The sequence below is a fragment of the Streptomyces sp. B21-083 genome, assembly GCF_036898825.1.
Taxonomy (GTDB): domain Bacteria; phylum Actinomycetota; class Actinomycetes; order Streptomycetales; family Streptomycetaceae; genus Streptomyces.
On the sequence record NZ_JARUND010000002.1, the window covers coordinates 2,450,995 to 2,471,788 of the forward strand.

Annotated in this window: 16 protein-coding genes; 8 read left to right on the forward strand and 8 right to left on the reverse strand. The window is 69.3% G+C overall.

The features are described 5' to 3' along the window. Window positions 1–57: 57 nt before the first annotated feature. A complete protein-coding gene (locus QA861_RS34975) occupies window positions 58–1,032 on the reverse strand; it encodes an ABC transporter ATP-binding protein (protein WP_334594943.1) in 975 nt (324 codons plus the stop codon). Window positions 1,033–1,152: 120 nt separating this feature from the next. Then, a complete protein-coding gene (locus QA861_RS34980; protein ID WP_334592704.1) occupies window positions 1,153–2,373 on the reverse strand; it encodes an NYN domain-containing protein in 1,221 nt (406 codons plus the stop codon). 237 nt (window positions 2,374–2,610) lie between these two features. Here QA861_RS34980 and QA861_RS34985 point away from each other — a divergent pair, with 237 nt between their 5' ends. Then, window positions 2,611–2,784, forward strand: coding sequence for a hypothetical protein (locus QA861_RS34985; protein ID WP_334592705.1), 174 nt, complete (start codon window positions 2,611–2,613; stop codon window positions 2,782–2,784). Between the two features lie 103 nt (window positions 2,785–2,887). On the opposite strand, the gene dnaE is transcribed toward QA861_RS34985, so the two are convergent. Further along, on the reverse strand, window positions 2,888–6,427 hold the full coding sequence (dnaE, locus tag QA861_RS34990) for a DNA polymerase III subunit alpha (RefSeq protein WP_334592706.1): 3,540 nt from the start codon (window positions 6,425–6,427) through the stop codon (window positions 2,888–2,890). 237 nt (window positions 6,428–6,664) lie between these two features. On the opposite strand from dnaE, the gene QA861_RS34995 reads away from it, so the two are divergent. The 5 genes from QA861_RS34995 (at window position 6,665) to QA861_RS35015 (ending at window position 12,006) form a co-directional block, all read left to right on the forward strand. Then, window positions 6,665–7,990, forward strand: a complete 1,326-nt coding sequence (locus QA861_RS34995; protein ID WP_334592707.1) for a DUF2252 domain-containing protein — start codon at window positions 6,665–6,667, stop codon at window positions 7,988–7,990. Window positions 7,991–8,066: 76 nt separating this feature from the next. Then, the gene (locus tag QA861_RS35000; RefSeq protein WP_334592708.1) at window positions 8,067–8,759 is read left to right on the forward strand and encodes a hypothetical protein; all 693 of its coding nucleotides are present in this window, start codon (window positions 8,067–8,069) and stop codon (window positions 8,757–8,759) included. Window positions 8,760–8,839: 80 nt separating this feature from the next. Then, window positions 8,840–9,655, forward strand: a complete 816-nt coding sequence (locus QA861_RS35005) for a thioredoxin domain-containing protein (protein ID WP_334592709.1) — start codon at window positions 8,840–8,842, stop codon at window positions 9,653–9,655. 168 nt (window positions 9,656–9,823) lie between these two features. After that, entirely contained in the window at window positions 9,824–11,488 is a 1,665-nt protein-coding gene (locus QA861_RS35010) for an alkaline phosphatase D family protein (protein ID WP_334592710.1), read from the forward strand. A gap of 167 nt (window positions 11,489–11,655) precedes the next feature. Further along, entirely contained in the window at window positions 11,656–12,006 is a 351-nt protein-coding gene (locus tag QA861_RS35015) for an SH3 domain-containing protein (protein ID WP_334592711.1), read from the forward strand. An 83-nt stretch (window positions 12,007–12,089) separates the two neighbouring features. Here QA861_RS35015 and QA861_RS35020 read toward each other — a convergent pair whose 3' ends face one another. After that, window positions 12,090–12,668 (reverse strand): dienelactone hydrolase family protein, encoded by a 579-nt coding sequence (locus tag QA861_RS35020; protein WP_334592713.1) that lies wholly within the window; start codon window positions 12,666–12,668, stop codon window positions 12,090–12,092. 131 nt (window positions 12,669–12,799) lie between these two features. Here QA861_RS35020 and QA861_RS35025 point away from each other — a divergent pair, with 131 nt between their 5' ends. Further along, on the forward strand, window positions 12,800–13,915 hold the full coding sequence (locus tag QA861_RS35025; protein WP_334592715.1) for a mechanosensitive ion channel family protein: 1,116 nt from the start codon (window positions 12,800–12,802) through the stop codon (window positions 13,913–13,915). A 103-nt stretch (window positions 13,916–14,018) separates the two neighbouring features. On the opposite strand, the gene QA861_RS35030 is transcribed toward QA861_RS35025, so the two are convergent. From QA861_RS35030 to QA861_RS35045, 4 genes are all read right to left on the reverse strand, one after another. After that, the gene (locus tag QA861_RS35030) at window positions 14,019–14,489 is read right to left on the reverse strand and encodes a GNAT family N-acetyltransferase (protein ID WP_334592716.1); all 471 of its coding nucleotides are present in this window, start codon (window positions 14,487–14,489) and stop codon (window positions 14,019–14,021) included. Beyond that, window positions 14,486–15,430: an RluA family pseudouridine synthase gene (locus tag QA861_RS35035; protein ID WP_334592717.1), complete on the reverse strand. Its 945-nt coding sequence runs from the start codon at window positions 15,428–15,430 to the stop codon at window positions 14,486–14,488. Before QA861_RS35035 ends, QA861_RS35030 begins: the two co-directional genes overlap by 4 nt. A gap of 67 nt (window positions 15,431–15,497) precedes the next feature. Continuing rightward, window positions 15,498–16,070, reverse strand: coding sequence for a signal peptidase II (gene lspA, locus QA861_RS35040; RefSeq protein ID WP_006375284.1), 573 nt, complete (start codon window positions 16,068–16,070; stop codon window positions 15,498–15,500). Window positions 16,071–16,169: 99 nt separating this feature from the next. Beyond that, entirely contained in the window at window positions 16,170–16,967 is a 798-nt protein-coding gene (locus tag QA861_RS35045) for a TraR/DksA family transcriptional regulator (RefSeq protein ID WP_334592719.1), read from the reverse strand. Between the two features lie 579 nt (window positions 16,968–17,546). Between QA861_RS35045 and ileS the strand changes: the two genes are divergently transcribed. Beyond that, on the forward strand, window positions 17,547–20,696 hold the full coding sequence (gene ileS, locus QA861_RS35050) for an isoleucine--tRNA ligase (protein ID WP_334592720.1): 3,150 nt from the start codon (window positions 17,547–17,549) through the stop codon (window positions 20,694–20,696). Window positions 20,697–20,794 lie beyond the last annotated feature (98 nt).

Below are 20,794 nucleotides of genomic sequence, written 5' to 3' on the forward strand. Positions count from 1 at the left end.
CTACCCGTACGGATCCGAGGCCCCCCGCACTCACACCCGTCGACCCGTAGCCGCCGCTCACGCCTTCACCAGCCCCTGCGTCGTGTTCCCGCCGAGCGCCAGATACACGTCCTCCAGGCTCGGCGTGGCCAGCGTGAAGTCGTCCAGCGCGGTGAACGCGGCCCCGCCGGTGACGGTGGCCACGGCCGCGCGGGCCTCCTCCGGGGCCAGCCGCAGGGTCCACCTGCGCCCCGACTCGACAGCCCGGTCACGCAGCGCGGCCACCTCGGGGACGTGCAACGGCGCCGTCTCGCGCCAGACCAGGTCGACCCGGACCTCGCCCGCGACCTGCTCCTTCAGCCCGGCGGGCGTGTCACAGGCGATCACGCGCCCCCGGTCGAGCACGGCCACCCGGTCGAGCACCGTCTCGGCCTCGATCACGTTGTGCGTCACCAGCAGCACCGTCGTACCGCGCTCGGCGCGCCGCCGGTCGACCGCCGACCACACCGCCCGCCGAGCCACCGGATCCATTCCGGTCGTCGGCTCGTCGAGGACCAGCAGCGGACGTTCCCCGACGAGGGCGGTCGCGAAGCACGCGAGCCGCCGCTGCCCGCCGGACAGCTTGCGGATGGGCCGGGCGGCCAGTGCCGTGAGCCCCAGCTCCTCCAGCACCGCGTCCCGCTCCGCCCGCGCCCGCCGTACCTCCAGGCCGCGCAGTCGCGCGGTGGTCTCGGCGGCGAGCGAGACGGTCAGTTCGTCGAGGGCGCTGGACTCCTGGCCGAGGTAGGCGAGGATGCGGGCGGCCCGCTCCGGGTGGCGCACGATGTCGTGGCCGAGGATCTCGACGCTGCCCCGGTCGGGGCGCATCAGGCCGGTGATCTGCCGGACGAGGGTCGACTTGCCGGCGCCGTTCGGCCCGAGCAGGCCGAAGATCTCCCCACGCCGGACGTCCAGCTCCACGGCGTCGGTGGCCTGTACCTCGGGTGTTCCGGGGGCGCCGCGGCGACCGCGTACCGCGCGATAGGTCTTGGTGAGATCGCGCACCGCGCACACGACATCGTCACCGTGTCGGGCTGCGTGTGCCGTGCTCGTCCTCACGAAGGACGAGAGTACGGGGTGCCCGACTCCGCCTGAAATCCAACCCCCGCCGTGCCCGCGCCCCACCGGGACCGCTCACTCCGCGGTGGGCGCGTGTTCCGCGGCGGTACGGACGTCGATCTCGCGCCAGAAGCCGGCTCTGATCGCGTACCGGTCGTGTTCGTCGATCTGGTCGTCCTTGTGGGCGAGCAGACCGAAGCGGGCGGCGTAGCGCAGCAGCTCGCCGTCGATGCGGTGTGGGATGCGGGGGTACATCGTGGACAGTTTCGGCAGCTGGGCGGGGTCGGGGAGGCGTTCCATCCAGCGGCGCGCGAACACCTGTCCGACCTCGTACGGATCGCCGCCGACCGTGGTGATGTCCTCCTCGCGGTCGGCCCAGCGCTGCTCGGCCGAGGTGAGCTGGGCGAGCGTCGGCATGGAGGCGATCTCGGGGGGCTCGGCGCCCACGCCCGGCCGGTCGACCCAGCCCTTGTCGGAGGACCAGCGCAGGGTCGCGTTGGCGGGCGGCTGGACGGGCTGGGCGCCGGGGGCCCGCAGCGCGGCGAGGTCCTTGGGGGTCGGTACGCCCTTGGGAGCGGGTACGCGCTCCTGCGCCCCGTTCTGCTCGGCGGAAACCGTGTGGTGCTCCTGCTGCTCGTCGGCGCCCCGGTCCGGGGCCTGCGCGTGCGACGACTCGGGCAGCGGCGCGGACAGGATCGCGGCGATCTCGGGGCGAGGCGCGGGCTGCGGCGCGCAGACCCCGCCGAGTTCCTTGGCCCGTACGGCCTTGGTGATCCACGCACGGTCCAGGACGCGCCGTTCGTCGGCCTCGGCGACCAGGTCCTCGGACTGGTTGTAGTCACCGTCGGCGGCCTGCACCGCCCACAGGTGTACGGCGACACCGTGCTCCTTGGCCGCCATCATGCCCGGCAGCAGATCGCCGTCGCCGGTGACGAGGACGATGTCGGAGCAGGCGCGGTTGCGGGCCAGCTCGGTCAACTCGGCGTGCATGGCGGCGTCGACGCCCTTCTGGGCCCACCGTCCGTCGCTGCGGGTCAGGGCACCGAGCCGGACGGTGACCCGGGGCATCACGCGGAGCCTGCGATGCTCGGGCTGGGGCACCCGGTCGGGGGCGCCGTCGAACCAGTAGATGCGCAGCAACGGCCGTTCGGTGTCCGACTCGGCGCGGTCTCGCAGGCCCTGGATGAGGGCGGCGTGGTCGACGGTGATCCGGGACCGCGAGGGCTCTCCGGCGAGAAGACTCGCGGCGGCCCCCAGCAGATACCCGGCGTCCACCAGGACGATGCAGCGGTCCACGCGATCCACCCTCTTTCCGGGAGGTTTGCTTCGGGCTTGCTTCGAGTCTGCCCGACCGCGCGGAGGTTAACGGCCCGAACTCGATCTTCGGCGTGGCGTTTCCCGCGACGGCCGGGGGCCCCGCCGCACGAGGTGAGCCTATTACGCACGGTGATTCTCCGACATGCGCGCTTTGTCGGGTCATGTGAATCTGGTTCCGGATTTGGCCCCTAGATCCCCTTCAGGAGGAAGATCACCATGGCCAAGAACAAGAAGCAGAGTCGCCCGCACGAACAGGCGTCGCAGGCCGAGCGCGGTACCGAGCAGGCGAAGTCCTCCTCGATGGAGTCTCAGGCCGAGCAGCGCATCAACCAGGTGACTCCCGGTGACATGGCGCGCAAGGGCCGGCAGAAGCGCTTCGGCCACAACTGAGCCCGCGCAGAGCATGACGCACGTCTGAACAACGGGCTGTCGAAGCCCACACACAGCGAGGGGCGCGCCCGTGCAGGGCGCGCCCCTCACTCACGTCAGTTGCTCAGCCGGCCAGGCAGGACGGCCCGAGCAGCACCTTCAGGTCGCCGAAGAGGGCCGGGTCGGGCTTCACCCGGTGCCGGTCGAGTCGCAGCACCGTCGTCTTGCTCGGTCCCTGGAGTCTGATGCGGACCTCGCTCTCGCCCTTGTGGTGACTGAGGATCTCGCCGAGCCGGCTGATCATCGGCGGAGTGATCTTCAGCGCGGGGATGGTGAGGATCACGGGCGCGTTGGTGCCCGCGTTCGACAGGTCGGGGACCTGGAGTTCCATCGCCACCAGTCGCGGCACGTCCTCGCGCTTGTCGAGGCGTCCCTTGACGAAGACGACGGCGTCCTCGACGAGCTGGGTCGACACCAGCTGGTAGGTCGCCGGGAAGAACATGCACTCGATGGAACCGGCGAGGTCCTCGACGGTGGCGATGGCCCAGGCGTTGCCCTGCTTGGTCATCTTGCGCTGGAGGCCGGAGATGATGCCGCCGATGGTGACGACCGCGCCGTCGGCGTGCTCACCTCCGGTGAGCTGGGAGATGCCGGCGTCGGCCTTGTCGGAGAGGACGTGCTCCAGGCCGAAGAGCGGGTGGTCGGAGACGTACAGGCCGAGCATCTCCCGCTCCTGGGCGAGCAGATAGGCCTTGTCCCACTCGTCGGTGGTGAACTCGACGTCGAGACCGAAGCCGGGCTCGCTGGTGTCCTCCTCGCCCATGCCGCCGAAGAGGTCGAACTGCCCCTCGGCCTCTTTCCTCTTCACCGCCACCACGTTGTCGATCATCGGCTCGAAGTGCGCCGTGAGGCCCTTGCGGGTGTGCCCCATGCTGTCGAACGCGCCGGCCTTGATGAGGGATTCCGTGGTCCGCTTGTTGCAGACGACCGCCTCGACCTTGTCGAGGTAGTCGGGGAAGGACCCGTACTTCCCCTTGGCGTTACGGGATCTGATGATCGACTCGACGACGTTCGTGCCGACGTTGCGCACCGCGGAGAGGCCGAAGAGGATCACGTCGTCGCCCTGGGCGGCGAAGTTGGACATCGACTCGTTGACGTTGGGCGGGAGCACCTTGATGCCCATGCGGCGGCACTCGTTCAGATAGATCGCGGACTTGTCCTTGTCGTCCTTGACCGAGGTGAGCAGACCGGCCATGTACTCGGCCGGGTAGTTGGCCTTGAGATAGGCGGTCCAGTAGGAGACCAGACCGTACGCGGCGGAGTGGGCCTTGTTGAAGGCGTATCCGGCGAAGGGGACCAGGACGTCCCAGAGGGCCTTGATCGCCTCGTCGCTGTAGCCGTTCTTCTTGGCGCCGGCCTGGAAGATGGTGAAGTTCTTGGCCAGTTCGTCGGGCTTCTTCTTGCCCATCACGCGGCGCAGGATGTCCGCCTCGCCGAGTGAGTACCCGGCGATGATCTGGGCGGCCTTCTGCACCTGCTCCTGGTAGACGATCAGACCGTAGGTGACCGCGAGGACCTCCTGGAGAGGCTCCTCCAGCTCCTTGTGGATCGGGGTGATCTCCTGGAGCTTGTTCTTGCGCAGCGCGTAGTTGGTGTGCGAGTCCATGCCCATCGGGCCGGGACGGTAGAGCGCGGAGACGGCGGAGATGTCCTCGAAGTTGTCAGGCTTCATCAGCCGCAGCAGCGAGCGCATGGGGCCGCCGTCGAACTGGAACACCCCGAGGGTGTCGCCGCGCTGGAGCAGTTCGAAGGTCGCCGGGTCGTCGAGCGGCAGGGCCAGCAGGTCGAGGTCGACGCTCTTGTTGGCCTTCACCATCTTGACGGCGTCGTCCATGATGGTCAGGTTGCGCAGGCCCAGGAAGTCCATCTTCAGCAGGCCGAGCGACTCGCACTGCGGGTAGTCCCACTGTGTGATGGTCACACCGTCGGTATGCCGCACCCAGACGGGGGCGTGGTCGACGATGGGCTCGCTGGACATGATGACGCCGGCCGCGTGCACACCCATCTGCCGGACCAGGCCCTCGACGCCCTTCGCGGTGTCGATGACCTTCTTCACGTCCGGCTCGTTCTCGTACATCGCCCGGATCTCGCCGGCCTCGCTGTATCGCGGGTGCGACGGGTCGGTGATGCCGTTCAGGTCGATGCCCTTGCCGAGCACGTCGGCGGGCATGGCCTTGGTGAGCCGGTCGCCCATGGCGTACGGGTAGCCCAGCACGCGCGCGGAGTCCTTGATGGCGTTCTTCGCCTTGATCTTGCCGTACGTGCCGATCATGGCGACCTTGTCGGCGCCGTACTTCTCGGTGACATACCTGATCACCTCGACGCGCCGGCGTTCGTCGAAGTCGATGTCGACGTCGGGCATGGAGACGCGCTCGGGGTTGAGGAACCGCTCGAAGATCAGACCGTGCGGGATCGGGTCGAGGTCGGTGATGCCCATGGCGTACGCGACGATCGAACCGGCCGCGGAACCACGGCCGGGGCCTACCGCGATGCCCTGCTTCTTCGCCCACATGATGAAGTCGGCGACGACGAGGAAGTACCCCGGGAACCCCATCTGGATGATGACGTCCATCTCGTACTCGGCCTGCTTCTGGCGGTCGTCGGGGACGCCGCCGGGGAAGCGCCGGTTCATGCCGAGCCGGACCTCCTCCTGGAACCAGGTGATCTCGGTGTAGCCGTCCGGGATGTCGAACTTCGGCATGAGGTTCTTGGCCTCGAACATGCCGGCGGTGTCGATCTGTTCGGCCACCAGGAGGGTGTTGGCGCAGCCCTCCTGCCAGGCGTCGGAGGAGTCGATGGCGTACATCTCGTCCGTGGACTTCAGGTAGTAGCCGGTGCCGTCGAACTTGAAGCGGTCCGGGTCGGAGACGTTCTTGCCGGTCTGGATGCACAGCAGCGCGTCATGCGCGCCCGCCTCGTGCGGGTACGTGTAGTGCGAGTCGTTCGTCACCAGGGGCGGGATGCCGAGCTTCTTGCCGATCTCCAGCAGACCCTCACGGACCCGGCTCTCGATCTCGATGCCGTGGTCCATCAGCTCCAGGAAGTACCGGTCCTTGCCGAAGATGTCCTGGTACTCGGAGGCCGCCTTGAGCGCCTCCTCCTTCTGGCCGAGGCGCAGCCGGGTCTGGAGCTCACCGGACGGGCAGCCGGTGGAGGCGATGAGCCCCTCGGACCACTGGGAGATGGTCTCCTTGTCCATACGCGGCCACTTCTGCAGCCAGCCCTCCGCGTACGCGTCGGAGGACAGCCGGAAGAGGTTGTGCAGGCCCGTCGCGTTGGCCGCCCAGATCGTCTTGTGGGTGTAACCACCCGAACCGGACACGTCGTCGCGCTTCTGGTGCGGCTGGCCCCACTTGATCTTGCGCTTGTTGCGCCGCGACTCGGGCGCCACATACGCCTCGATGCCGATGATCGGCGTGACGCCCGCCTTCTTGGCGGTGTGGAAGAAGTCGTACGCCCCATGGAGGTTGCCGTGGTCGGACATGGCGATATGGGACATGCCCATCTCGTTGCACGCGTCGAACATGTCCTTGAGCCGCGCGGCACCGTCCAGCAGCGAGTACTGGGTATGGACGTGCAGGTGCGTGAACGGCGGCTTTGACACGGCATGGCCTCCATGGAAAACACTCGGCGACAGGCTGCGGGCAGTCTGGGGGGACAGCGACGAAGTCTATGCCTCGGCACTGACAGCGGGAGGGCTGTCCCCCGTACCTTCGTGAGTGGGTCGCGGGCACTGAGGCGTACCGTCGGACGTTGGACGGGCGACGGAGTCGTCCGCCTTGCCGGGCGACCCGTCCGGCCCCATTCGTCTTGCATCACCTGCACCAGGAGGCACCCAGCGATGTCGGTTCCGCAGCTCAGCGCCGAGCACCGCGGCGAGGAGATCCTCACCGTCTTCGACACCGCGTTCGGCGAGCTCCTGGCCGCCGACCCGGCCGCGTTCCGCGTGAAGTTCCGCAAGATGGCGGCCTCCGCGTTCGCGTTCTACCGGGGTACGGCGTGCCTCTTCTACCACGACCTGGAGGCGGAACGGCGGGGCGGACCCTACCTGGACGAGCGCACCTCGCGCGTGTGGATCCACGGCGACCTGCACGCGGAGAACTTCGGCACGTACATGGACGCGCAGGGCCGGCTGATCTTCAACGTCAACGACTTCGACGAGGCCTACGTCGGGCCCTTCACCTGGGACCTCAAGCGCCTCGCCGCCTCACTGGCCCTCATCGGGTACGCGAAGGCACTCTCCGACGAGCAGATCACCGAGCTCGTACGGACGTACGCGGGCGCGTACCGCGAGCGCGTCCGTGCCCTCGCGACCGGTGCGAAGAGCGACGAGGTGCCGCCGTTCACCCTGGACACCGCCCAGGGTTCGCTGCTGGACGCGCTGCGCGACGCTCGCTCGCTGACCCGGTTCGGGCTGCTCGACTCGATGACGGAGATCCGTGACTTCGAGCGCCGCTTCGCGCCGGGCGGCGGCTCCATCGAGCTGGACGCGGCCACCCGCTACAAGGTGCTGGCCGCTTTCGACGGCTACCTGGAGACGCTGCCGGAGTCGTCGCTGACCCGCCCGGACTCGTACCGGGTGAAGGACGTCGTCGGCAGGCGCGGCATCGGTATCGGCTCGGCCGGACTGCCCTCGTACAACATCCTTCTGGAGGGTGCCACGGACGCCCTGGAGAACGATGTGGTGATCTACATCAAACAGGCGCAGACCCCGGCCGTCTCCCGGCACATCACCGACCCGGCGATCCGCGGCTACTTCCAGCACGAGGGTCACCGCACGGTGATCTCGCAGCGCGCCCTCCAGGACCACGCCGACCCGTGGCTCGGCTGGACCGAGCTGGACGGCCGCGGTCAGCTGGTCGCCGAGGTGTCGCCGTACGCAGTGGACCTGAACTGGGGTGACATCGACGACCCGGAGGAGATCGCGGCCGTCGTCGCCGACCTGGGCCGGGCGACGGCCACGATGCACGCGGCGGCGGACGACCAGTCCGGCGAGTCCCTGGTGCCCTTCTCCACGGAGCGGGCCATCGACGCGGTGATCGCGGCCGACGAGGCGGGCTTCGCGGACGTCCTGGTGGACTTCGCCCACGAGTACGGCGCACGAGCACGGCGCGACCACCAGGTCTTCGTGGACCTGTTCCGCAACGGCCGGATCCCGGGACTGTGACGATCCGCTGTCGGTAAGCCTGCACAGGACCTCTTTAGGGGTCCCCTACAGGTGCACATGACAGACTCTCCCCGCTATGGACATATCCGGGACCCAGCTTCGAGTGCTTCGCGCAGCACTGTTCACGGCGCTCGTCGTGACACTCAGCAGCGCGTCGCACGTCGTGCTGTCCCGGGCCCCGCTGCCGCTGAACACGGTGGCCGCGATCGCCGCCGCCGTGTTCGTCGTCTCCTACGCCCTCGCGGGCCGCGAGCGCGGCTTCGGCCGGATCGCCGCCCTGCTGATCCCTCTGGAACTGGCCGCCGACACGGTGTTCACCACCGGTCAGCAAGTCTGTTACGGCGCGGCCGGCGGCCCGGTGGCGGGCCCCTTGCGTTCCGTCGGCTTCGACGTACTGTGCGGCGGCGGCAGCGTCGGCACTCCACTGGCCCGGATGACGGCCACCGACACCGACCGCCTCGCCGGCCTGCTGGCCCACGCCGGCCCGTCGACCGCCTGGCTGCTGCTGGCCGCACACGTGAGCGTCGGCCTCCTCGCGGCCGCCTGGCTGCGCCGCGGCGAGCGGGCACTCGCCCAGTTGCTGCGGGCGGTGGCCGCGACCACGTTCCGTCCCCTGCTGCTGGCAGTCGCGGCCGTGACGGTCCGCACGGCCCCTGCGGCTCGCCGGATCCGGCGGCGCCCGGTCCGTCGTACGACCTCCGCGCGCGAGCGGCTTCTCGTGCACTCCCTGGGACGGCGTGGACCTCCGTGCCGGGTGGCTCAGGCCTGAGCCTGAGCACCGGTCAGTCCTTCTACGCATCCCGCCCACGACCACGTCGTAGGCGCGTCCCCTTACGGAGAAACACCACCATGAGCCAGCGGAACAGCCAGGCGTCCAAGAGCGCGGCCCGTGAACGTCTGCGCGAGGAGCGCGAGCGCCAGGCCAAGCGCGCGAAGGTCAAGCGGCAGGCCATCGTCGCCTGCTCCATAGTCGGCGTCCTGGCGATAGTCGGCGGCATCAGCTATGCGGTCCTCCAGAGCAACAAGCCCAGCCACTGGGAGGCCGTGAAGGACGACAAGGTCGTCGCACCGGCCAACTCCACGGGCACGAACGGCACCACCGTCGTCATCGGCAAGGACAGCGCCAAGAAGACCCTCAAGCTCTACGAGGACCCGCGCTGCCCGATCTGCGCCTCGTTCGAGGGGGCCGTCGGCCCGACCGTCGAAAAGGGCATCGACAGCGGCAAGTACAAGATCCAGTACATCGGTGGCACGTTCATCGACAACCACGACAACGGCGAGGGTTCCAAGAACGCGCTGAGCGCCATGGGCGCCGCGCTCAACGTCGGCGACACGGCCTTCCTCCAGTACAAGACCGCGCTGTACTCGACGAAGTGGCACCCGGACGAGTCGGAGGACAAGTTCAAGAGCGACGACTACCTCATCAAGGTCGCCCAGACCGTCCCCGCGCTCAAGGACAACACGAAGTTCCAGAACGCGGTGAAGAACGGCACCTACGACGCCTGGGCGATGGCCATGTCGAATGCCTTCAACACCAACAAGGACGGCGTCACCGGCACTCCGAGCCTCGTCATGAACGGCAAACAGCTCAAGACCGCCAACCCCGACCAGCCGTGGACGGCCGCCGAGTTCACCTCGGTGGTGGACGCCGCCCTCAAGGGCTGACCGAGTTCGCAGGGCGGAGGCCGAGGTCAACCGCGATGTCCGGTTGCCCTCGGCCTCGCGCGCCCCGGACTTCCGCAGGTGACGGGCGGAGCGCCTGTCGCTGAAGAGCGGGAGAACTTTCAGCAGTTCACCCAGTTCCGTTGCTACCGATCAGTAATCTGATCGTTCGTGACCAGTCGACTCAGATCAGCCAAGCGACCCGAGATCCTTGCCCCTCGCCGCCGCACAGTCGTCAAGGCAGCGGCGGCGACCGCTGTCCTGGCCGGCGGCCCGCTCGCCGCCGCCCTGCCCGCCCGGGCCGCCGCCGAGGCCACCGCGTTTCTGCACGGTGTCGCCTCCGGCGATCCGCTGCCGGACGGCGTCCTGCTGTGGACGCGTGTGACGCCCACCACCGAGGCGACACCCGGCTCCGGGCTCGGCCCGGACACCGAGGTGAGCTGGACCGTCGCCCTCGACAAGGCGTTCACGAACGTCGTCTCCAAGGGCTCGACCACCGCCACGGCCGCCGCCGACCACACGGTCAAGGCGGACATCCGGGGCCTCGCGCCCGCCACCGACTACTGGTTCCGCTTCTCGTCAGGCGGCACGGACTCCCCCGCCGCCCGCACCCGCACCGCGCCCGCCGCGGACGCCGTCGTGACGGGACTGCGCTTCGGCGTGGTCTCCTGCGCCAACTGGGAGGCCGGCTACTTCTCCTCGTACCGCCACCTCGCCGCCCGCGGCGATCTGGACGCCTGGCTGCACCTCGGCGACTACATCTACGAGTACGGCACCGGCGGATACGGCACCCGCGGCACCGTCGTACGCCCGCACTCACCCGCGCACGAGATCCTCACCCTCGCCGACTACCGCGTACGGCACGGGCGTTACAAAACAGACGCTGACCTGCAGGCCCTGCACGCGGCAGCTCCTGTCATCGCGATCTGGGACGACCACGAGTTCGCCAACGACGCCTGGTCGGGCGGCGCCGAGAACCACACCGAGGGCACGGAGGGCACCTGGTCGGCCCGGCAGGCCGCCGCGAAGCAGGCGTACTTCGAGTGGATGCCGGTGCGCCCGGCGATCGCGGGCACCACCTACCGGCGCCTGCGTTTCGGCAGGCTCGCCGACCTCTCCCTCCTCGATCTGCGCTCGTTCCGCTCACAACAGGTCGCCACGGGCAGCGGTTCGGTCGACGACCCGGATCGCACGATCACCGGCCGGGCCCAACTGGACTGGCTGAAGGCCGGGTTGAAGGCCTCGGACACCACCTGGCGGCTGGTCGGGAACTCGGTGATGATCTCGCCGTTCGTCATCGGCTCCCTCACCGCCGACCTGCTGAAGCCGCTCGCCGAACTGCTCGGCCTGCCCAAGGACGGCCTCGGCCTCATCACCGACCAGTGGGACGGCTACACGGACGACCGCCGTGAACTGCTCGCCCACCTCCGCTCCAACACGATCCGCAACACCGTCTTCCTGACCGGCGACATCCACATGGCGTGGGCCAACGACGTGCCCGTGGACGCCGGCACCTACCCGCTGTCGGCCTCGGCGGCCACGGAGTTCGTCGTCACGTCGGTCACCTCCGACAACCTCGACGACCTCGTCAAGGTGCCCGAGGGCACGGTCACCGCGCTCGCCGCGCCGATCATCCGAGCAGCGAACCGGCACGTCCAGTGGGTCGACACCGACCGCCACGGCTACGGCGTCCTGGACATCACCGCCGACCGCGCGCAGATGGACTACTACGTCCTGTCCGACCGCACCGACCCGAACGCGACCGCCCGTTGGGAGCGCTCGTACCGCACCCGCAACGGCACACAGAAGGTCGAGCGGACGTACGACCGCGCGTGACCAGCGCCAGGAATCCCACGCGGCAGGGGTGTCTTTGTTCCGCAAAAGAACTGCCACTCCAACGCAAAGCCAAGCCAGCCGATGTAACAATCCTTGCGCATTACCGCCGAGTTGACAGACCGTCAACCACTCGACGGGCCGTCAACCACACAGAGATCGGGAGATTCATGGCCACCCCCCAAGGTGTCTTGAAGAAGACCGCGACGATCGCGGGTGCCCTCGCCCTCGCCGGAATCGCCTCCGTCGCCACGGTGCAGGAAGCCTCGGCAGCACCGGCCTTCGTCAGTCTGACCGTGCTGGACACCCACGGTGCCCCCATATATTCGCAGCCCACTTCCTCGTCGACGAGGTACCGCGTGGTGCCGTTCAAGACGACCCTGCAGATCCAGTGCTCGACCACCAAGACCCCCTCGGGGGCACGGTGGTTCAGGATCTACGACTCCCAGCCGACGGCATGGGTGTGGTCCGGGCACTTCGAGTCGCTGGTGCACCCGCCCAAGGAGTGCTTCCCCGGCTGAGCGGCCACCCGCTCGACAACTGCGGCAGCGACAGCTGAACGACCGGCCCGGGCCATGCGCGGATGCCCCGGGCCGGTTCGCTCCTAAGCCGACTCCAGACTTCCGAGGAACCCGAGCGCCACCCGCCAGGTGGCCTCGGCCGCCTCCTCGTCGTAGTCCGGCAGATCGGGGTCGGTGTAGAGGTGACCGGCTCCGGCATACCGGTAGACCTCGACGTCGGCGCCCGCCTTGCCCATCTGGAGATACCAGGAGCCCAGCCAGTCGTCGGTCTCGAACGCGTCTGGCTCGGCCACGTGCAGTTGGACCGGCAGCTCGTCCACGGACGCCGTCTCGGCGATGTCCGACGTGCCGTGCAGCAGCAACAGACCGCGTGCCTTGTCGTCGCCGAGGGCGAGTGTCTGCGCGGTCGCGGCACCGAACGAGAACCCCGCGTACACCAGGCCCCGCCCGGAATAGGGGGCCGCGGCCAGGATCGCCCGCCTGAGCAACTCGTCCTTGCCTATGGCGTCTTTGAAGGCCATGCCTTCCTCGACGGTCCCGAAGGTGCGCCCGTCGAAGAGGTCGGGGGTCCACACCTCGTGTCCGGCCGCCCGCAGCCGGTCCGCCGCGGCGCGCACGGCGGGGCGAAGCCCGTAGGCCGAGTGAAAGAGCATGACGTTCATGAGGACATCGTGCCAGGCACCACTGACAACCGGTTCACGGCCGACGAACGCACGAACAACCAGCCCCATGTGTGCCAGCCCACCCGGGGTCGGATGTTCAGGACCGCCCTTCTCCGGTTACGTTCTCCCGCATGGAGAACGTACTGCGCCCGCTGATCGTCCTCGGCGGCTCGGTCGTGCTCACGCTGCTGATCGGCTGGGCCACGGACCGCTTGCTGCGCAAGGCTGACGAACGGCAGACCGAGACTCCGCTGTGGGGACTGCTGCGCCGGGGCCGTGTGCCCTACCAGCTCGTCCTGTGCGCGGCGCTGCTCAGAGGGTCCTACGACCAGGCCGACCTGCTCCACGGGCACGAGGTCGCCGTCGGCCGGGCCCTGACGCTGGTCCTGATCGGCTCGACGGCCTGGCTGGTCGTCCGCATCGCGGCGGCGATCGTGGACACCTCGTACACCCGTTACGCCCGCGTCCACCGCGACGCGGCCCGGGTCCGCCGGGTCCGCACCCAGGTGTCGTTGATCACACGGGTGGTCGCGGCGGTCGTGGGCGTCGTGGCCGTGGCGGCGATGCTGCTGACGTTCCCGGCGATGCGTGCGGCCGGCGCCTCACTGCTGGCCTCGGCCGGTGTGCTGGGCATCGTCGCCGGTGTGGCGGCCCAGTCGACGCTGAGCAACATGTTCGCAGGGTTCCAGATCGCCTTCGGCGACATGGTCCGCATGGGCGACACCGTCGTGGTGGACGGTGAGTGGGGCACGGTCGACGAGATCACGCTGACGTTCCTGAGCGTGCGCACCTGGGACGAGCGCCGCATCACCATGCCGGTGTCCTACTTCACGTCGAAGCCCTTCGAGAACTGGTCGCGGGGCGGCGCCCAGATGACCGGCATCGTCTTCTGGCACCTCGACCACAGCGCGCCCATGGAGGCGATGCGCGAGAAGCTCCGCGATCTCCTGCGCGAGTGCGCGGCCTGGGACGGCCGCGCCTGCGACCTGTCCGTCACGGACGCCACGCCGAGCACCATGGAGGTACGCGCCCTGGTGACGGCGAAGGACGCGGACGACGTCTGGAAGGTCCGGGTACACGTCCGCGAGGGCATGATCCGCTGGCTGGCCGAGCAGCACCCGTACGCCCTCCCCCGGGTCAACACGGCGGACGCGTCCCTGCCCCCGGGCACGGAGACGGCCCGCCGCTTCCAGGACGGAGCACCCCGAAGGGCCCACGACACACCGCGGACGGCAGGCCGAGCCTAGATACCGCCGCGGACGGAAAGCCGCCGACGAAGCGCACCCCCACGGGAGAGGTCCACCTCTCGACGAACCCCCCACGGGCGGTGCGCGGGTGGGAGAAAAAAACTCAAAAAGAGCGGCGCATCGCAAGATGCGCGATCCCTGCCTCGTAGAACTCGTCCCCATACCCCGCATACCCGAGCCGCTGATAGAACCCCGCCGCAGAGGCCTGCGCGTGCAGGTCAACCGCGGCGAGCCCCAGCCCCCGAGCCGCCTCCTCGACCCCCCGTACGAGCGCGGCCCCGACCCCCAGCCCCCGTGCTTCCTTCCGCACCGCGAGCCGCCCGAGCGACCCGACGGCCGGATCGCCCCCGGTCCGGCCGGCGGCGGCCTCCCCGTACAGCAACCGCCCCGTACCGAGCGCCACCCCGTCATCCCGGACGGCCAGCACATGCAGCGCGCCCGCGTCGAACTCGTCGTTCTCCAGCTCCTCGGGCACCTGCTGCTCCACGACGAAGACCTCCTTGCGCACCGCGAAACAGGCCTCGCGGTCGGCAGGGTCCTCGACGACGCGCACCACGTACGCCGGCGGAGTCACGCGTACGTCTCCTCGCGGACCCGCTCCAGGGCGTCGGCCAGGTCGTCCGGGTAGCCGCTCTCGAACTCGACCCACGTCCCGTCCCCGGGGTGCTCGAAGCCGAGGCGTACGGCGTGCAGCCACTGGCGGGTCAGGCCGAGCCGCTTGGCGAGCGTCGGGTCCGCCCCGTACGTCAGGTCGCCGACGCAGGGGTGCCGGTGGGCGGCCATGTGGACGCGGATCTGATGGGTGCGGCCGGTCTCCAGCTTCACATCGAGCAGGGAGGCCGCGCGGAACGCCTCGATGAGGTCGTAGTGCGTGACGGAAGCCTTGCCCTCGGCGGTGACCGCCCACTTGTAGTCGTGGGTCGGATGCCGGCCGATGGGCGCGTCGATCGTGCCGCTCATCGGGTCGGGGTGGCCCTGGACCAGCGTGTGGTAACGCTTGTCGACCGTACGCTCCTTGAACTGGCGCTTGAGCGAGGTGTACGCGCGCTCCGACTTGGCGACTGCCATCAGGCCGGACGTGCCGACGTCGAGCCGGTGCACGATGCCCTGACGCTCGGCGGCGCCGGAGGTCGAGATGCGGTATCCGGCGGCGGCGAGCCCGCCGATGACGGTCGTCCCGGTCCAGCCGGGCGACGGGTGCGCGGCCACGCCGACGGGCTTGACGATCACGACGATGTCGTCGTCGTCGTGCACGATCACCATGCCCTCGACCGGCTCGGCCACCACCTGCACGGGGGCGGGCGCCTGCGGCATCTCCACCTCGAGCCAGGCACCGCCGTGCACCCGCTCCGACTTGCCGACCACCGAGCCGTCGACCATGACCTTCCCCGCCGCGGCCAGCTCGGCGGCCTTCGTACGGGAGAAGCCGAACATCCTGGAGATGGCGGCGTCGACGCGCTCGCCCTCCAGGCCGTCCGGCACGGGCAGGTTGCGGATCTCGGGAATCGTACTCACCCGTCGAGTATGCCGGACGGGTCCGGTACCCCCGACCGGGCCTGTGGACAAACCTCTCTCAGGCCCCTCAGTCCTTGTGGACGGTGCCGTCCGGGTCGAGCCCCTTGAAGGACAGCAGGACGATCAGGATGCCGCCGCAGACGATCGCCGAGTCGGCCAGGTTGAAGACCGCGAAGTGCTTGGGCGCGATGAAGTCGACGACCGCGCCCTTGAAGACGCTCGGGGAGCGGAAGATCCGGTCGGTCAGATTGCCCAGCGCGCCGCCGAGCAGCAGCCCGAGCGCGATCGCCCAGGGCAGGCTGTAGAGCTTGCGGGCCAGCCGGGCGATCACGACGATCACGGACGCCGCGATCACGGTGAAGATCACGGTGAAGGCCTCACCCATGCCGAAGGCGGCGCCCGCGTTGCGGATCGCCTCGAACTTCAGCCAGTCCCCGATGATCTCGATCGGCGCGTGGTGCTCCAGCTTGGCGACGACGATCATCTTGCTGACCAGGTCCAGCGCGTACGCCAGCGAGGCGACGGTGAACAGCACGAGGATCCGGCGACGGCCCCGGGGCCGCTCCTCCGGTGTCTCCGGCTCGGCTCCCGCCGCGTCTGGGATGTCCGGCGTACCGATGATGCGCTCCGCCTCTGCCACGTGAGTCCCTCAACCTAGGTTCCTGACTGAGGACGAGAGTACGACACGCCTCCCGGCACACCGCAGCGCAGGAGGTACACGGCGCGGATCCGTCGGGAGTCAGTAGCGCCGCTCCTGCTTCTGCTTGCACTCGACGCACAGCGTCGCGCGCGGGAAGGCCTGCATCCGCGCCTTGCCGATCGGGTTGCCGCAGTTCTCGCACAGGCCGTACGTACCCGTGTCCAGCCGCTCCAGGGCCCGCTCGTCCTGGACGAGCCGCTCGCGCGCGCTGGCCGCCAGCGCCATCTCGTGCTCACGCGTGATGTTCTTGGTGCCGGTGTCGGCCTGGTCGTCGCCCGCGCCGTCCCCGGAGTCCCGCATCAGACCCACGAGCGACTGCTCGGACGACGTGATCTCGGCGCGCAGCCGCAGCACCTCGGACTGCAGCTCGGCGCGCGCCTCCGCGACCTCCTCCGGGGTCCATGGGTCCTCACCGGGGCGTACGGCGAGCTCGCCCGGCTCCGCCGCCGAGACGATCCGCGCCTTGGGCACCGCGCGGGCCTTCTTCGCCGCCGTGGCCGTGCCAGAAGTCTTCTTCGCAACCACCGTCGTGGCTCCCGTCGTCTTCGCGGCCTCGGCCGCACCCGCCTTGTTGGCCGTGCTCTTCTTGGCCGTGCTCTTGGGGGACGTGCGTCTACCGGCACTGCTGTGAGCCGCGGTGCTTTCGGCAGCGGCGGCCACCTCTTGATCAGCTGTTTTCGCGACTGCCCTTTTGGCCACCGTCTTCTTCGCGGCGCCCTTCTTGAGGGCGGTCTTCTTCGCGTCCGTACCCTTGCCACCGCCGGAGGCCCCCGCAGCCGTGGATCCCGTGGATCTGCCGGACGCCGACTGCTGTACGGCGGTCTTTTTCGCCACCATGGCCGCGGCCCCTTCACATATTGTGATCTTGCTCGCGAATCGTGCTGGGACGATAAATCGACTTGAGACCCGCGGCAACGGGGCACACCACCCGATTCGCCCACCCCGCCGCTCCCGCGGGGCGAGCCTGCAAGCGTTGTGCCCAGCTCTCCGCCGGGTAATCCGCCCAGCCGCGCGTCCCGGAATCCGGACACCCGGCCCTGGCCATTCGGGTGGCTCGGAAAACCGGTCGGCCGCTGTCCGTGGGGCGCCGTACACTGGCGGAGCGAGAAGCGTGGATGGGGACGAGTAGCGGCGTACGCAGCCCAGAGCGACCCGGGGACGGTGGAAGCCCGGGGGCGAGCACGACGCGAAGATCACCCCGGAGCCGCCGGAAGAAAGCCGCAGCGAGGCGAGCAGGACAGCCAAGGCCAGTAGACCCGGTATCGCGACCCCAATGAGGGGGCTCATCGGTGCGCACGACGCAGCGGGGAGCCAAGGAGGGTGGTACCGCGGGAGTACGCCGTACAAGGCGTCCGGAGAATTCCGGCTCTCGTCCCTCCGACGGAAGGCAGAAAGTCCGCCGGAGGAAGCTCGCTGATGACAACGCCGACGTACCGCCAGGTGCCCGCCCAGGTCGACCTGCCCGCCCTTGAGCACGCCGTGCTCGACTTCTGGCGCGAGCAGAAGATCTTCGCCAAGAGCCTTGGGCAGTCCGAGGGGCGCCCCGAATGGGTGTTCTACGAGGGCCCGCCCACCGCCAACGGCATGCCGGGTGCCCACCACATCGAGGCCCGCGTCTTCAAGGACGTGTTCCCGCGCTTCCGCACCATGCGCGGCTACCACGTGGCCCGCAAGGCCGGCTGGGACTGCCACGGCCTCCCGGTCGAGCTGGCGGTCGAGAAGGAGCTCGGCTTCTCCGGCAAGCAGGACATCGAGGCGTACGGCATCGCCGAGTTCAACGCCAAGTGCCGCGAGTCGGTGACCCGGCACACGGACGCCTTCGAGGCGCTCACGACCCGCATGGGGTACTGGACAGACCTGCACGACCCGTACCGCACGATGGACCCCGAGTACATCGAGTCTGTCTGGTGGTCGCTGAAGACGATCTTCGACAAGGGTCTGCTGACCCAGGACCACCGCGTCGCCCCCTGGTGCCCGCGCTGCGGCACGGGACTGTCGGACCACGAGCTGGCCCAGGGCTACGAGACGGTCGTCGACCCGTCCGTGTACGTCCGTTTCCCGCTCACCTCCGGTCCACTGGCCGGCGAGGCCGCCCTCGTCGTCTGGACGACGACGCCCTGGACACTGGTCTCCAACACCGCGGTCGCCGCCCACCCCGACGTCACCTACGTGGTGGCGACGAACGGTGCGGAGAAGCTCGTCGTCGCCGAGCCGCTGCTCACCAAGGCGCTCGGCGAGGAGTGGCAGTCCACCGGGCAGACCTTCACCGGCGCCGAGATGGAGCGCTGGTCCTATCAACGTCCGTTCGAGCTCGTCGAGTTCCCGGACGACGTGCCCACCCACTACGTGGTGAACGCGGACTACGTGACGACGGAGGACGGTACGGGCCTGGTCCACCAGTCCCCCGCCTTCGGCGAGGAAGACCTCAAGGTGTGCCGCGCGTACGGCCTGCCGGTCGTGAACCCGGTCCGCCCGGACGGCACCTTCGAGGAGGACGTCCCCCTCGTAGGCGGCGTCTTCTTCAAGAAGGCGGACGAAAAGCTCACCGAGGACCTCCACGCGCGCGGTCTCCTCTTCAAGCACATCCCGTACGAGCACAGCTACCCGCACTGCTGGCGCTGTCACACCGCGCTCCTGTACTACGCGCAGCCGTCCTGGTACATCCGCACCACCGCCGTCAAGGACCGTCTCCTCCAGGAGAACGAGAAGACCAACTGGTTCCCGGAGACCGTCAAGAACGGCCGCTTCGGGGACTGGCTCAACAACAACATCGACTGGGCCCTGTCCCGTAGCCGCTACTGGGGCACTCCGCTGCCGCTGTGGACCTGTGACGAAGGCCACCTCACCTGCGTCGGCTCCCGTGCCGAGCTGACCGAGCTGACCGGCACGGACCAGTCGAACCTCGACCCGCACCGCCCCTTCATCGACGCGGTCACCTTCGCCTGCCCCCAGGGCGGCTGCGGGCAGACGGCCACGCGCGTGCCGGAGGTCATCGACGCCTGGTACGACTCGGGTTCGATGCCCTTCGCGCAGTGGGGATACCCGTACAAGAACAAGGAACTGTTCGAGTCCCGCTACCCGGCGCAGTTCATCAGCGAGGCCATCGACCAGACCCGCGGCTGGTTCTACACGCTGATGGCGGTCGGCACGCTCGTCTTCGACAAGTCGTCCTACGAGAACGTGGTCTGCCTCGGCCACATCCTCGCCGAGGACGGCCGCAAGATGTCCAAGCACCTGGGCAACACCCTGGACCCGATCCCGCTGATGGACCGGCACGGCGCGGACGCGGTGCGCTGGTTCATGGCGGCCGGCGGTTCCCCGTGGGCTGCCCGCAGGGTGGGCCACGGCACCATCCAGGAGGTCGTCCGCAAGACGCTCCTCACGTACTGGAACACGGTCGCCTTCCAGGCCCTGTACGCGCGCACGTCCAACTGGGCGCCCAGCGAGGCCGATCCGGCCCCGGCGGACCGCCCGGTCCTGGACCGCTGGCTGCTGTCCGAACTCCACGCCCTCACCGACCAGGTGACACAGGCTCTGGAGGCGTACGACACCCAGCGCGCCGGCAAGCTCCTGTCGGCGTTCGTCGACGACCTGTCCAACTGGTACGTACGCCGGTCCCGGCGCCGCTTCTGGCAGGGCGACAAGGCCGCACTGCGCACCCTGCACGAGGTCGTCGAGACGGTCACGAAGCTGATGGCCCCGCTGACCCCGTTCATCACCGAGCGGGTCTGGCAGGACCTGGTGGTGCCGGTGACCCCGGGCAGCCCCGAATCCGTGCACCTCACCACCTGGCCCGAGGCGGACCTGTCCGCGATCGACCCGGAGCTGTCGAAGCAGATGGTGCTCGTACGGCGGCTGGTCGAGCTCGGCCGTGCCACGCGCGCGGAGTCGGGCGTGAAGACGCGTCAGCCGCTGTCCCGCGCGCTCGTCGCGGCGGCCGGCTTCGACACCCTCGACCGCGAACTGCACGCGCAGATCACGGAGGAGCTCAACGTCAGCTCCCTCGCGTCCCTCTCCGAGGTGGGCGGCTCGCTGGTCGACACCACCGCCAAGGCCAACTTCCGCGCCCTGGGCAAGCGGTTCGGCAAGCGCGTCCAGGATGTCGCCAAGGCCGTCGCGAACGCCGACGCGGCCGAGCTGTCCCTCGCCCTGCGCGCGGGCACGGCGTCGGTGGAGGTCGACGGCGAGACGGTCACGCTGGCGCCGGACGAGGTCATCATCACGGAGACCCCGCGCGAGGGCTGGTCGGTGGCGTCCGACTCGGGCGCGACGGTCGCCCTCGACCTGGAGATCACGGAGGAGCTGCGTCAGGCGGGCCTCGCCCGTGACGCGATCCGGCTGATCCAGGAGGCCCGCAAGAACAGCGGCCTCGACGTGGCCGACCGCATCGCGCTGCGCTGGACGTCCACGGACCCGGCGGTCACCGCGGCCCTGACCGAGCACTCCGGCCTGATCTCCGACGAGGTCCTGGCCACCGACTTCGGCCAGGGTGAGGCGGACAGCACCTACGGGGACCCGTTCACGGACGAGGGCCTGTCCCTGACGTTCCGCCTGCGCAAGGCGTAACCGCGACACGCACAGCACGTACGAGGGCCCGCTCCCGCCGACCGAATCGGCGGGAGCGGGCCCTCGTCGTCACCGGCACGAAAGCAGGCGACACAAGC